Annotated in this window: 12 protein-coding genes and 1 pseudogene; 10 read left to right on the top strand and 3 right to left on the bottom strand. The window is 63.7% G+C overall.

Translation table 11 applies throughout. From position 1 onward, the window contains the following. The first annotated feature begins 102 nt into the window (after positions 1-102). Complete coding sequence (bla, locus tag EAH76_RS02915; protein ID WP_241659519.1) at positions 103-987, top strand: subclass B3 metallo-beta-lactamase; 885 nt, start codon at positions 103-105, stop codon at positions 985-987. 89 nt (positions 988-1076) lie between these two features. Here the strand turns inward: bla and EAH76_RS02910 are convergent, their stop codons facing one another. Together EAH76_RS02910 and EAH76_RS02905 are read right to left on the bottom strand one after the other, a co-directional pair. Beyond that, positions 1077-1331: a DUF3253 domain-containing protein gene (locus tag EAH76_RS02910; RefSeq protein WP_241659518.1), complete on the bottom strand. Its 255-nt coding sequence runs from the start codon at positions 1329-1331 to the stop codon at positions 1077-1079. A 5-nt stretch (positions 1332-1336) separates the two neighbouring features. Continuing rightward, positions 1337-1726: an ankyrin repeat domain-containing protein gene (locus tag EAH76_RS02905; protein WP_277754244.1), complete on the bottom strand. Its 390-nt coding sequence runs from the start codon at positions 1724-1726 to the stop codon at positions 1337-1339. Between the two features lie 315 nt (positions 1727-2041). Here EAH76_RS02905 and EAH76_RS02900 point away from each other — a divergent pair, with 315 nt between their 5' ends. From EAH76_RS02900 to EAH76_RS02875, 6 genes are all read left to right on the top strand, one after another. Then, entirely contained in the window at positions 2042-4216 is a 2175-nt protein-coding gene (locus tag EAH76_RS02900; protein ID WP_241659545.1) for a TonB-dependent receptor, read from the top strand. Between the two features lie 46 nt (positions 4217-4262). Continuing rightward, positions 4263-4832, top strand: a complete 570-nt coding sequence (locus EAH76_RS02895; protein WP_161988952.1) for a nuclear transport factor 2 family protein — start codon at positions 4263-4265, stop codon at positions 4830-4832. Positions 4833-4889: 57 nt separating this feature from the next. Beyond that, positions 4890-5615 (top strand): hypothetical protein, encoded by a 726-nt coding sequence (locus EAH76_RS02890; protein ID WP_241659517.1) that lies wholly within the window; start codon positions 4890-4892, stop codon positions 5613-5615. A gap of 2 nt (positions 5616-5617) precedes the next feature. Continuing rightward, positions 5618-6835 carry a hypothetical protein gene (locus EAH76_RS24240; RefSeq protein WP_161988951.1) on the top strand — a complete coding sequence of 406 codons (1218 nt, stop codon included), beginning with the start codon at positions 5618-5620 and terminating at the stop codon, positions 6833-6835. 103 nt (positions 6836-6938) lie between these two features. After that, positions 6939-8321 (top strand): Rrf2 family transcriptional regulator, encoded by a 1383-nt coding sequence (locus EAH76_RS02880; protein ID WP_140847817.1) that lies wholly within the window; start codon positions 6939-6941, stop codon positions 8319-8321. Between the two features lie 170 nt (positions 8322-8491). Then, on the top strand, positions 8492-8896 hold the full coding sequence (locus EAH76_RS02875) for a DUF6152 family protein (RefSeq protein WP_140847815.1): 405 nt from the start codon (positions 8492-8494) through the stop codon (positions 8894-8896). A 327-nt stretch (positions 8897-9223) separates the two neighbouring features. On the opposite strand, the gene EAH76_RS24400 is transcribed toward EAH76_RS02875, so the two are convergent. After that, positions 9224-9364: a hypothetical protein gene (locus tag EAH76_RS24400; RefSeq protein ID WP_241659516.1), complete on the bottom strand. Its 141-nt coding sequence runs from the start codon at positions 9362-9364 to the stop codon at positions 9224-9226. Between EAH76_RS24400 and EAH76_RS24820 the strand changes: the two are divergent. The 3 genes and pseudogenes from EAH76_RS24820 to EAH76_RS02865 all read left to right on the top strand — a co-directional run. Further along, a pseudogene (locus tag EAH76_RS24820) lies at positions 9323-9985 on the top strand (PAS domain-containing protein); the annotation flags it as partial. The gene EAH76_RS24400 and the pseudogene EAH76_RS24820 sit on opposite strands and share 42 nt — an antisense overlap. Positions 9986-10054: 69 nt before the next feature. Then, positions 10055-11944 carry a PAS domain-containing hybrid sensor histidine kinase/response regulator gene (locus EAH76_RS02870; RefSeq protein ID WP_241659514.1) on the top strand — a complete coding sequence of 630 codons (1890 nt, stop codon included), beginning with the start codon at positions 10055-10057 and terminating at the stop codon, positions 11942-11944. Further along, positions 11893-12681 (top strand): response regulator transcription factor, encoded by a 789-nt coding sequence (locus tag EAH76_RS02865; RefSeq protein ID WP_241659513.1) that lies wholly within the window; start codon positions 11893-11895, stop codon positions 12679-12681. Before EAH76_RS02870 ends, EAH76_RS02865 begins: the two co-directional genes overlap by 52 nt. The last annotated feature ends 160 nt before the right edge of the window (positions 12682-12841 follow it).

Below are 12841 nucleotides of genomic sequence, written 5' to 3'. Positions count from 1 at the left end.
TCATGCCTCTGTCGAGATATGATGCTTTGCGCCTCTACCGATCTTTGTCGCATTCTCATGGGAAGCTAGGGAAGATTGAGCATGAAGCGACTTATAGCGACTATGGCGGGTCTGGCGTGGATGGTCGGCGCACCGGGAATTTCTCATGCCGACGATCCGCTGCTGCGTCCGATCAAGCCGGCCGACGCGGCTGAGTGGATCACGCCGCAAGCGCCTCTGCACATCTACGGCAACACCTATCTCGTCGGTTTCGGCGCGCTCAATGTTGCCCTGATCCGGACGTCGGCGGGTCTGATCCTGATTGACGGTGCGGTGCCGCAAGGGGTGCGCGCGATCGAGGCCAATATCCGCCGGCTCGGTTTTCGCATTGCCGACGTGAAACTTATCCTAAATACTGAGCCGCATTTCGATCATGCCAGCGGCATCGCCGCCCTCGCCCGCGACAGTGGCGCGACCGTGATTGCCAGCGCCGCCGCCGCCGCCGTGCTGCGCTCGGGGCAGGCCGCTCCCGATGATCCGCAGGTCGCTTGGGGCGTCGCTTACCCTGGCGTCCGACGCGTGCGTGCCGTGGCCGACGGCACGCCGATCCGTCTCGGCGACACCATCGTGACCGCTCACCTTACCGCCGGACACACCCCCGGCAGCATGAGCTGGACGTGGCGATCCTGCGAAGGCGGTCGGTGTTTGGACACGGTCTTTGCCTCCAGCCTCAACCCGATCGCCGGACCGGGCTATCGCTACACAGGCCACCCCGAAGAAGCCGACGCCTTTCGCCGCAGCTTTGCCACCTTACGCGCGCTGCCGTGCAACATCCTCCTGACGCCGCACCCCGGGCAGTCCGACGGCGATGTGAAAGCGCGCAAGCTGGCGGTATCGCGGATCCCTAATCCGTTTATCGACGACAAGGCCTGCCGGATTTACGCTGAAACCTACGCGGCTTTGTTCGAGAAGCGGTTGGCCGACGAGAAGGCCGGCCGGGCGAAATAGTTCACTCGTCGCGTTGAGGGGATATGACTCAATGTGCGATATTTAGCTCAACCACCCAAGGCGACCGCAGGCCGCCGCGACCGCGAATTTCACTCTTCGCGCCGGATTCGATAGGGACCGGCTCGCGTCGCGAGTAGCGCGCCTTTCCATGTCAGCCGCACCGAACCTTCTGCCAAGAGTTGATCGATAGCGGCATGAACCTCCGGCATGGCGTCACGCCAATCCACAAAGGTCGAGTCGCCCGCGGATGCCAGGGCCCTGGCGACTTCGCTTGGACAGATCGAGCCGCCTCGCGCTCGTTGACCGAGAAGGGTGTGCGTCAAGGTTCGCGCTTCGTCGGGCACTGTCGCTACTGCAGTCTACCCGAGGTGCAGTCAGATTCGTTGGCCTTATGTACGGTCGCATCGGCGAATTGCTTGGCATCGCCCGTAGCGCGCTTCACCAGATCTGCCATAGCCGAGTTGGTTTGCGCCGCAGCGATGCTGGCCGCGCTGTTCCCCACAGCATCGCTCAGCTCCACATCGCCCCCAGCTGCGAGTAGCATTTCAACGATCTCGGCGTGACCGAACATGACCGCATTCATCAACGCAGTCTGACCGGCGTGATTGCGCTGGTTGGGGTCAGCGCCGGCATCCAGGAGCAGACTCGCGATATCGGCGTAACCCTTAAACGCCCCGCCCATTAGAGCGGTGTTACCCCTTGCCCGGTCCGTAGCGCTGAAGTCTGCACCGTGCGCCAAGAGCAATGCGGTGGTGGCGCGCGCCCGGCTGCGCGTCGTAGAACACTGCCGCGCGCGCAGCGACCGTCGCTTTTTCGCCGTGACGCGTAAGTCCAGAGTCGAGAAAGCGCCACGGATATTCGCACAATTCTGACAGCTATTATAACGATCCCCGCCCTCTTATTAGACTAATCGGTCAACATTTCAGGCGAACCCTACGCTTGAACCGACAGCAGCGCCGCAAGCGCGAGCCGTCAGGTAAAACGACCGAAAATAAGGGGGAGGATGACGATGGGAAATGGCAAATGCGCAAGAGGTATCGCTCTGGGCGTGCTCATGGTTTCGGCGAGCGGCACGGCGTTCGCACAGAATGCGGGCCAGGATCGACAGACCAAGGACGAGGTTGAGACCGCGACGCAGGATATCATCGTCACGGCCGAACGCCGCGCGGTGGGTATTCAACACGTCCCCATCTCGGTCAGCGTCCGGTCGGGCGAGGACCTGCGCGAACAGGGGCGGAGCACCTTGTCACAGATGCTCGACAATGTGCCCGGCGTCTCGGGCGCAACGTCGACCGGAACCAGTGGCGGTGGGTCCGATTCCCCCGAAACCGGGATCGCCATTCGCGGCGTCCCTGCCAATGCCAGCGCCGCGGGTTCGATCATTTCCAGCGTGCCGACGGCAGCGGTCTATGTCGACGAGATCTACGGCGGCATCGGCGGCACCTATGATCTGGAACGGCTCGAGGTGCTGCGCGGTCCGCAGGGCACACTCTACGGCCGCAGCGCCACCGCCGGGCTGGTCGCGATCCATTCGATCGCTCCGAAGCTGGGCGAAGTCGAAGGCGCGGCACTGGCGGAAGTCGGCAATGCCGCGTTGCGGCATTTCAACGGGGCGCTCAACCTGCCGATCGGCGATGTCGCAGCGATCCGCGTGTCGGGCAATCATTATGAGCGCGACGGCTATGACGCGCCGCAGGGTGGTGCGCTGCGCACCAACGAAGGCCGCGTGAAGCTGCTCGTGCAGCCGGCGAGCACCGTGTCGGTGACGCTCGCGGCCGCGTTCCAGGACAATGTGACGCACACCGGCGAACAGGCGCTACAACTCACCGCGCCCGACACGTTTACCAAGGTGCCGATCGGTTCGACCGAAGGGCGAAACCGCTTCCGGCAGTTTTGGGCAAATATCGACATCGACCTGGGCGGTGTCACGCTGACCTATGTGCCATCCTATCGCACCTGGCATCAGGACGCCGACATCCTCGTGCTCGGTCCGGCGGGTCTGGTCCTCTCGCAGAAGCAATTCGTGCCGAAGGACAATTTCCTTACCCAGGAACTGCGTCTCTCTTCGTCCGCGCGTTCGAAGCTGACGTGGCAGGCTGGGCTCTTCTATTACAAGAACGATCTTGAAAGCCAGAATTCCGCCACGCTGCAGTATAACGGCGCGCGCGCCTATTTCGCGAAAACGTCGAAGCAAACGCGCGCTCTGGGTGTCTACGCCGAAGCGACCTATCCGCTGACCGATCGCCTGCGCGTCAGCGGCGGCCTGCGCTACGATCATACCTACGTGCAAAGCGACCAGGACTATACCGCCAATCTCAATTTCGGGATTGCGGGCATACCGGGAACGCCTGGCTTTTCGCTGCCGGAAGTTCTCGTCACCAAGTCGGTGTCGGGCGACGCGGCAACGAGCCGGTTCAACAACGTCACCTACAAGGCCCGGCTCGAATACGACCTCAGTCGCAACAACCTCGTCTATGCGTCGATTTCGACGGGTTTTCTGCCGGGCGACGTTCAGGTGGTGAGCGGCGCCGGCAACCAGCCGATCGCCTTGCCCTATAAAGAGGAAACGCTGACCTCGTACGAGATCGGCACCAAGAACCGCTTCTTCGACAATCGGCTCCAATTGAACGGCGCGCTCTCCTACTACGACTATGGCGGCTATCAGACCGCGGTGAATATCGGCAACGCGTTTGCCCCGTCCTTCCTGCAGATCACTGCGCCGGCCCGCATGACCGGAGGCGAGATCGAGATTCTGGTGCGACCCGCCCGGCATGACCGCATCGGCGTGAATGCCAGCTATGTCGATGCGCGGTTCGTTGATCGCACGCCGGCGATCACAGCCAATCTGTCGAAGGAGCAAATCCCCTACATTCCCGCGACCACGGCGAACGCCTTTTGGGAACATGACGTCGCGCTGCCGGGAGGATCGACCGTCACGCTGCGCGGCGAAGGGGTGTACCGCTCGGCTTACGATCTCGCGCCGCTTTCCGCAGCGGACGCGGCGCTCGGCGGCGCCGCGTACATCCGCGCCAAGGCGCAGCTGATCGGCAACGCCAATCTGAGCTGGACGCCGCACAGCAAGGCCTTTTCGATCAGCGGTTACGTCCGGAACTTCACCAATCAACGGACTGCGGCGTCGCTTTCGGTGCTGTCGATCGCTCCCCTCTCGATCACCGGTACGCGGACCGATCCCCGCACCTACGGGGTGATCCTGCAGGCGCGCTTCTGATGGCCATCGCGCTCGGCCCGCCGATCGCCCGTGGCAATCGTGTCGGGTGTCGGCCGCTGCGCCGTCCTGCCAGCCCGGCGGAGCGCATCGTGCGCGCCGTGTCCAAACCACTCCGAAACCTTGGGAATTGATGATGATGCGTATCAAACGTGCTGGCGGTCCGGGTCGCAGGATCCTCGCCTCGTGTCTCGGCCTGCTGCTCGCCTCCGCCGCGTCGGGGCAGGCGACCGCCGAGCCGGCGCGCGCAACCGCGAACGCCAATGTCCAGTTGGTCAAAACCTTTCTGGTCGAGATCCGGGAGGCGACGTTTCGAGATCATGACCGCAGGAAAATCGAGGCGGTCGCCGAACGCTATATCAGCCCGAGCTACATTCAGCACAGCGACGGCATAAAGCCCGGGCGCGACGGCTATGTCGAAAACATGGCGACATTGGCGGCAGGCAATGGCCCGATGGCGGGCCCGATGCCGAGCCCGCAGGACCTGTACTGGGTAGCCGACGGCGACAAGGTGGTGTGGGTCTCGTCGATCCAGTTGCCCGGCAAGACCGCGCCGGAATTCATGTTCAACATGATGCGGATCCAGAACGGCAAGATCGCCGAGCATTGGGGCAAATGACGCCCGACGCACGGTCGCGCCGCCGCGATCTCTAGGTTCAACGAAGGATAGGCACTCGTGCGAAAATCATCCCATTTTTGTGCCGCGCTGCTGGTGCTCGCCGCAGGACCGGCCTTCGCGGCCCCCCAGGCGGCTCCGGCTCCGGCTCCGGCACCGGCGGTGTCGGGGCAAACCGAGGCCATGCTCGGGGTTTGGCAGATCACCACGCCGGTCGTCGACCTGCGCCCCGCCGATCGCACGGTCCCCTTCACCAAGAAGGGAGAGGAGGCGTATCGCACCAACCTGCGCCTCAAGAAGAAGGGCGCGATCGACGATTACGACGTCATGACCTCGCGCTGCGCCAATCCGGGCATGCCGCGCATGATGATCACCGCGAAGCGCTTCAAGATCCGGGAATTGTTCAACGTCCTGACCTTCGATTTCGAATGGAATCGTTTGATCCGACAGATCGACCTGCGCGGGCTCCCGCTCGAAAAGCCGTTGGGAACGCGCTTCACCGGTGTCTCGCGCGGGCGCTGGGTCGGCGACACGCTCGAGGTCGAGACGACCGATGTGCCCCCCGAAGCGCTCATCGATCAGCTGCTGCCGCACTCGTGGGACATGAAGGTGACCGAGCGCTATCGCCTGCTCGATGCGGATACGCTCGAGGACCGGATCACGATCACCGATCCGGAATATTATCAGCATCCCTGGGAAGCGCGGGTGACCTACAAGCGCCAGCCCTTCGTCGTTTTCGCCGAGGACGTGTGTCTCGATCGGCTCGCGTCCAAGAAAGGTCAATAGCGATGTCTTCCACCAGTTCGTCGCACATCTCCCGCACCGGCAGGCGTCCCGTCTCGGTCCGCCTGGCGATGATCGGCGCGGCCTTGGCGCTGACGCACAGCGCCAGCGCGCAAAGCGTGCCGGCGGATGCGCCCGCACAGGCAGCGCCCACGGCTGCCGCAATGCCGCAAGGCGCACCTCCGCAGGCCGCCCCTTCGCAGGCTGCGCCTCCGGCGGGCGCGATGCCGCAAGGCATGCCCCCGTCGGGCGGTTTTCCGCCGGGCGGTCCGCCACCGGGCGGATTTCCCCCGGGCGGCCCTCCGCCGGGGGGATTTCCGCCCGGCGGGCCACCGTCGGGGCTCCCTCCGCTGCCGAAGCCGCGGCCGTATGTCGATCCGGACTCGGTGCCCGAAAAGGCGGTCTATGCCGATGCCGCGGCGCTCGAACTGCGCCTGGGTGAAGACCCCCCGCTAACCGACGCACAAAAGGTCGCGGCTGCGATTCCGGTGTCGCCCATGGCAGCGATGGCGGAGCCGCCGCTGCTCAGGTCCGACGCCCGTCGCGCGTCGTCGGATCCGCGCGACTTTAGCGGGGTCTGGTTTCACGATCTGAGCCTGCGTGGCCGCATCCTGCGCGATCTCCACGGCAAGCTCATACCGTTCACGATGGCCGGTGCGCGCGTTCTCGAACGGCGTTCCAACGCCGACAAGGCCGGAAAGCCGTTCCAGAACGGTGCCGCGCTATGCCGGCCGCCCGGCATCATCTGGCAGGCGGACGTCCACATGCCGTTCATGATCTTCCAGAACAAGGCGGCCGTGGAATTCGTCTTCCAGGACTATCGCGGGCGGCTAAACCTCGTTCTCGACAGCAAGCTGCTGCCGCCAGGGCGCAGCTATATGGGAACGGCGATGGCGCACTGGGATGGCGACACGCTCGTCGCCGACACCAGCGGCTTCAAGCAGGGCCTGTGGCTCGACATCGCCGGCACGCCGGTGTCGAAGGACGCGCACCTGATCAACCGCATCCGCAAGATCGACAACGGCGATCACAAGCCTTTGCTCGAAATCGAAACCACTATCGTCGATCCGAAATATTACACCGCCCCCTGGACGATCGTGCGGACCTTCCGGTGGCAGCCCAACATGCCGCTGTTCGACGAATATAATTGCGAACTGCAGATCGGGGATCCGAATGTCCCTAGCGACGCGGGGCTGGTCCCTGAGCCAGCGGACCTACCCTAGACTTTGGGGCTTGATGGTATTCGTAAAGCGTTGCGCCTTTCACTTTCGAGGCGCTTTATAAGGCAAGAAAAAGCAAATCGCCCCAAGGAAAGGACGGAGTCTGATGGCGGCGCGACGTAACAAGCCGAGCGGCCCGCTGAACATCGACCATGCATTGGTCGCGGGGCGAACCAGCGAAGGCGCCAAGCTCGCGCAGCGTGGCGCCATGCTCATCCAGCAAGAGATCATCTTCGGCAATCTCGACAGCGGATGTTTGCTCGGGACGGTCGCGCAGATACGCGCTCGCCACAAGCTCGGCCGCTGGGCCTTTCGCGAGGCGCTGGCGATCCTCGAACAGCGTGGGGTGGCTCGTCTCCGGCCGGGGCCCGGCGGGGGCGTCGTGGTCGCCGAGCCGGATTTCGGCAACATCGTCGAGCTCACCTTGTTGTACATCTACATCGCGCGCGATGGCATCCGCGAGCTCGTCGAGGCGGAGGCGGCGCTGCTGTCGGCGATGGTCAACATGATCTGCGACCCGGCATCGCCGCTGCCGAGGGAGCTGCGCTTCGTCAACGACGAGGTCCAGGTCTCGGTCCCGCGCGCCTTGGCCTATCAGACGGGGAATCCCGCATTCGAGTTGATCGTCGAATATATCGAGTCGGTCCGCAAGGCATGCGCCCATCCCGACGAGCAGCGCGAAGACCCCAACACGAGCGCCGCCCGTGCGCTTTGGCACGCGATCGCGTGCGGCGACGCGGCTTCGGCCCGCGCAGCGCTCGAACGGTACCTCGAAGAGCGCAATCGCCTCGCGATGGACCGTCCGTGCGACATCGCGGCCTTTTCCAAGCACCACACCGGCGGCAGGAAGGTCGCCTATCGGCTGGCCTTGCGGATCTTGCAGACGATCGGGGAACAGCAGGACGCGCCAGAGGTGTGCCTGGGCTCCGAAGCGGACATCGCGATGCGGTTCGACACCAACGGGGAAATCGTCCGGCAAAGCGTGCGGTTGCTCGAAGACCTGGACGTCGTGGCGTCGCAGCGCGGACGAAGCGGCGGAATCGTGCTGCGGAAGCCTGATACCGTGTCGATCTCGTCCTTGCTGCCGCATATCCTGTCGCGGCATCACCTCGCGGTCTCGGATTGCTACGAGGCGGCAGGGCTGCTGAGCGTCGAGATCGCGCGACTGGCCGCGTCACGCGCGAAAAGCCCACCGGTCGATGGCGTTCAGCCGACCCCGCTCGACGGAGCCGCCGACGCGTGGAGGATGATCCTGATCGATCGGCAGATCCAAGCGTTCGCGCAGAACCCGTTGCTGGCCAGCTTCGAGCGCGGACTGCTGCTCTATTCCTGCGTCGTCGCGCCACCTTCACCGTCGGAAGACGTCCCGCTCGACCGCATGATGGCGCTGTCCGAATCGATTCTGCACTGGGTCGAGCGATCCAATCCGCTCCAGGCCGAACGCGCTGCCAAGGCGAGATTTGCGCTGATGTCGCTTCGGTTCGTGTAGCGCAGCGCGCGGTGCGCGCGTTGACCGGATTGTAACAGCTATTTGCGGCCTTGGCCCCGGAGTAGAAGGCCATCCAGCAGGAGAGCTGCCGGTCATTCGGGCCAATTGCGAGCGATCCCGCCGAGAGCGGCGATCAGCGAGGTCCGGCCGGGTCCAAAGGGAGTCCGTACATGAAGGTTTTTACGCAAGCAGCCGTCGTCTCCTTGGCGCTGATCGCCGCCGCTCCGGTTTTGGCGCATCATTCGTTCGGGGCGTACAACATGAACACGACGGCGGCGGCCGCCGGCACTTTGAAGGAATTTCGCTGGGGCGCTCCGCACTCGTCGCTGGTGATTCTTGCCAAGGACAAAGCCGGCAAGCCCGTCGAAATGGCGATCATTTCGGGCAGCCCGCTGATGTTCTCGAAGCAAGGGTTTACCCCGCGCGACTTCAAGCGCGGCGACAAGATTTCGGTGACCTATCACCCCAACACGAACGGTTCGCCGGGGGGCGCGCTGGCCAGCTTGGCCATCTCGGGCGGTCGAACCTTTTCCGACAGCGAGGCGCAGCGCATTGCGCCGCCCGCAGCCAATTGAGGGAAGGGCGATAGCGGACGTCTGGGCAATAGCCCGCAGCCGACTTCTTCTGCGGGTTGGGTCGCAGCATCGTCGACAAACGGTATGCTTCAAATTGGAAGGGTGACAGGCAGCCTTCGGCGATCCAAGCTATACCCGGCGTACAGCCTGCTTTGCGGCAATTTGGGTTGAGAGCTGCGCCGCCCATCTGCACCGGGGCGGCTCGCGACCCAATGTGGTTGCTAAAGAGATCCTTAACCATCTTCTGACAGGCCATGCCAACGGTGGTGGGGAAGTGGGCAGATGGAGACTCAAGAGGCACCAAGCGACAGCGCTTCATCCACAGAATCAGCGCGCATCGCCGAACTTCACGACCAATTCGTCCTCGATACGGCGCCCGAGGATCGGTTCGATCGTATCGCAGACCTCGCCGCCGCCTATTTTCAGGTGCCTATCGCGCTCGTGTCGCTGGTCGATCAGGATCGACAATGGTTCAAGGCCTGTATCGGCCTACCAGTGCGCGAGACGCCACGCGAATGGGCATTCTGCGACCATTCGATCCGGTTAGGGCCGAACTCGGTTCTGATCGTGGAAGACGCGTCGAAGGATGCCCGGTTTTCTAATAATCCGCTGGTGGTGGGCGCCCCGCATATCCGCTTCTACGCTGGCGCCGTTCTGACGACGAAGAGCGGTCACAATCTGGGCACGTTGTGCGTCATCGACACCGAACCCCGGCAGCGCCCCAGCGACGTCGATCTGCACTTTCTTCGTGCGCTGGCAAAGATGGTCGTCGACCAGTTCGAGCTTTCGGCGGCGCGCGGCGTTCTCGACGAGCGGCTTCGTCTCCTGAAAAGCGCGGAAGCGATGTCCGGCGTCGGTCACTGGCGCTTCGACCTTGTAACCCAGCGCGTCACATGGTCGGACGAAGTCTTTCGGATCCATGGACTGCCGACGAGCGCGAGCGTCCCACAATACGAAGAGATCCAAAAACTCTATCATGAAGACGACCGCGCGACGCTGACTCGCCTCGTCGATCGCGCCGCCCGACTTGGCGAGGGATACGAGTTCCAACTGCGCATTCGGCGCCCCGATGGTTCGATCCGGTATACGATCGCAAAGGCCGAGTGCGTTTGTAATACTGCGGGCAAGACCATTTCGATCTTCGGCGTATTTCAGGATGTGACGAAGCAACATCTCGCCGCAGCCTCGCTCGCCGAGAGCGAAAGGCACTGCCGGATGCTGGCGGACAATGTCCGCGACATCATCGCGGTGTACGATGCCGATGGCTTTTTGCGCTACGTATCGCCGTCGATCACGAATCTGCTAGGTTATGCGCCCGAGGAGATGCTCGGCAAGACGCCCTTCATGTTCATGCATTCCGACGACCACGCGCGTGTTGCGCGCGAGTTCAAGGCAGCGGCCACGTCCCCCGTCGACGTAACCGTCGAATATCGTGCCTTGGCGAAGAACGGCGATGTCCGATGGTTCGAGGCGAAACCCCGGTTCCACCGCGACGCGTCGAATGCGATCGTCGAAATCTCGGATTCGGTCCGCGACGTCACCGACAGACGCTTGCGCGAAGCCGCGCTGCAACAGGCGCGGCTCGATGCCGAGAACGCCAGCGCCGCCAAGGCGACCTTTCTGGCCAATATGAGTCATGAGATTCGCACGCCGATGAACGCTGTGTTCGGCTTTGCGGAATTGCTCGCGCGGATGGACCTCACCGAGGAGCAGCGCAAATACCTCCAGCTCATCGCGGATTCGGGACGCGCGATGATGCGGTTGCTCAACGACATCCTCGACATGTCGAAGATCGATTCTGGGCGAATGCAGGTTGCCGCGGAGCCGGTACGTCTCGGCCACAAGCTCCACGTATGCGCGCAATTGATGGAGCCGATCGCGCGGAGCAAGGGGGTCGATCTCACCATCTCGCTGGACCCGGCCTTGCCGGAATATGTGGTCGGAGACCCGCTGCGCATCCGTCAGATCCTGTTGAACCTGATCGGCAATGCCGTGAAGTTCACCGATCACGGCGCGATCAGCGTCCATGCGCGGGCGCGGCATGGCGTGCTGTCGATCGACGTCGAGGATTCGGGGATCGGCATCGCGCCCGACCGGCTCGACATGATCTTCCAGCAATTCGCGCAGGCCGACGCATCGGTCGCACGCCGATACGGCGGAACCGGACTCGGCCTGTCTATCAGCGCAGAACTCGCCCGCCTGATGGGCGGCTCGATCGACGTGGTCAGCGCGGTCGGCGTCGGGACGACCTTCACGCTGCGCATCCCGCTGGTCGAAGCGACGACGCACGGCCAGCCCGATCGAGCTGTCGCGCAGGGCCCGACGCCTTCGAGCACGCGGCACGCGGCACCACTGCGCGTACTGATTGCCGAGGACCATGCCGTCAACCGGGCGCTGATCACCGCAATGGCAGACGCGGCCGGCTTCATCCACCAGATCGCCGCCGACGGGGCGGAGGCGGTTGCGATGGTGCAAGCGGCTGCGGTCGCCGATGTGCCGTTCGACCTGGTGCTGATGGACATGCAGATGCCGGTGGTCGACGGGCTGACCGCGACGCGGCGCATCCGCGCGCTCGGTTTCACGGCGGAGCGGTTGCCGATCGTCGCGCTGACTGCAAACGCCTATGCCGAGGACAAGGCAGCGTGCCTTGCGGCAGGGATGCAGGCGCATCTCGCCAAACCGGTGCGACTGCGCGACCTGGAAGCGCTTGCGGAGCGCTTCTCGGGGAACCGTGCGCTGCAGCACGATATCGCGGCGGGCGCAGAGAAAGGCGCCGCCGCGAAGGACGTCGCCGTTCTCTATCGCAAGGGAAAGGCGACGACGCTCGCGGCTATTTCCGCGAGTGCGCACCAAGAATCGATCGATCGCATGCGCGTCCAGGAATTAACCGCGATGCTCCACGATTTGGCGGGAATGGCGGGCTTTTTCGGAGAAACGCTGCTCGGCGATGCAGCGTCGGAGCTCGAGCAGGATTTGAAACGCGCGCCCGCCTGCGAATGGCCGCGGCTTCTCAAGGCCGGCTGCGATCGCTTGGCGCATGTTGCCTGACACGGCTCGACAGCGTCGAACAGCACCGCCCGCGGTGTCCGCAAACGGCACGCGCTGCGCCAATTGACAGGCCAGCATCGGCAATGCATCCGAACCGGACCTTTCGGAGCAGAGTACGATCGATGAAGACCGTTTATATCGTCGATGATAACGAGGTTATCCGCTCGCTCCTGCACAATGCCCTGTCGCGCCGCGGCGACTGCCACCTGTATTCGTTCGATTCTGGCAACGCGTTCGTCGCGGCGCTCGACGGGCTTGAGGAAGGAGTGCTGCTGCTCGACATTCACATGCCGGGTCTTTCCGGCCTCGATGTGCTGTCGCGACTGGCCGCAACCGATCGGCGGATCAGAACGATCGTTATGACGGCGAAGGCCGAGATTGCGCTGGCGGTCGAAGCGATGAAACGCGGCGCCGGCGATTTCATCGAAAAGCCGTTTGCCATCGAAGACCTGATGGGTCTGGTCGATCGCGCGTTCGAAGCGCTGCAGGACGCGCGCGATCAGGCCGCACCACGTGAGACGGCCCGCATGCAGATCGAGCGCCTGAGTGCGCGCGAGCGTGAAGTGCTGGTCGGTCTGGTTGGCGGATTGTCGAACAAGGAGATCGCACTCGACCTCGATCTCAGCCCGCGCACGGTGGAGATTCACCGTGCCAATGTGATGTCGAAGCTCGAGGCCGATTCGCTGGCGGCGGCGATCCGCGTCGCGCTGACGGCCGAATCCGCGCACTTCGCCTGAGCGACGCTCGCGGTCGTTTCGTGACGGTGCGGCCGGGCGCGGAGGCGCGAAAGCCGGGGTATTAAGAGCGCCGTAGGTATATCTCCGTACCTTGGATTTACACATTCAGAGCTACTACGCTTCCCATGCCGCGTCGCTTTATCACCTCTTGCCCTAGAAC

This window comes from Sphingomonas glacialis (assembly GCF_006439055.1).
In the GTDB taxonomy this organism is placed as follows: domain Bacteria; phylum Pseudomonadota; class Alphaproteobacteria; order Sphingomonadales; family Sphingomonadaceae; genus Sphingomonas; species Sphingomonas glacialis_A.
This window is presented reverse-complemented; position numbering and strand designations above follow the sequence as displayed.